The organism is Vibrio bivalvicida (assembly GCF_001399455.2).
GTDB lineage: Bacteria > Pseudomonadota > Gammaproteobacteria > Enterobacterales > Vibrionaceae > Vibrio > Vibrio bivalvicida.
This window is the reverse complement of sequence record NZ_LLEI02000087.1, coordinates 1-719: the sequence shown is the minus strand read 5'-3', so window position 1 is coordinate 719 and position 719 is coordinate 1. Positions and strand designations below refer to the sequence as shown.

The window sequence follows — 719 nt, the reverse complement described above, 5'->3', positions numbered from 1 at the left end:
TGTTGAGTTCGGTGGGTTGTTTGGGTGTAGAGCGCGCGGAAAGTACTTTATTAACAAAGTGTTCAAGCTGGATTCTCAACGCTCGACGGTTTTGGTTGCAAATTTTAGCGCAGTGATTAAGGTGGCTTTATTAAGTGTCGTGGTGCGTTGCTCACCACTTAACACAGCGTTAGGTGAAATGAAGTCAGGAGGAGTATTTGGTTTCTAAAGAAAAGAAATGTTTGGAGTCCATTTTAAAACCAACCTTGAAGGAGGAAGGTTTTAGAAAGAAAGGAAGTACTTGGTGGAAACACATAGAAGGCTATATTCAAGTTATAAATATTCAAGGTTCTCAGTACTCTAAACAGTTTTACTTGAACTTAGGTGTATACATTAGTGCAGTTGGGGATAAAGAATGGCCTTCAGAAAGTGATTGTCACATTCAAGTAAGACTCGATTCACTAGTTAATCCCAACTTGGTTCATACGCTACTGAATTACGAAACAGCTCTTGAGCACACAGATAGAAAAGAAATTAGTGAACTGATTTTGGTGAAGGGTTTAAGATGGCTGGATCAATGCTCTTCGTTTGAAGGTGCAAAAGCTGAATACATATTACCCAATAGAGTCGCGACAAAATGGCAAAGAGACTTACTTAAGAATTATTTCACCTAACAAACTGCTTAAGACGGACTATCAACGCTCGGCGATTTAGGCTCTAGTTTGGTAAGGTGTTTACGG

General features: G+C 39.5%; 1 protein-coding gene and 1 pseudogene. Both read left to right on the top strand.

Annotated features, from left to right (window positions below):
* Positions 1 to 208: pseudogene (locus APB76_RS23350) on the top strand (hypothetical protein); the annotation flags it as partial.
* A complete protein-coding gene (locus tag APB76_RS20815; protein WP_054963665.1) occupies positions 198 to 653 on the top strand; it encodes a DUF4304 domain-containing protein in 456 nt (151 codons plus the stop codon). The pseudogene APB76_RS23350 and the gene APB76_RS20815, both read left to right, overlap by 11 nt.
* Positions 654 to 719: the final 66 nt, after the last annotated feature.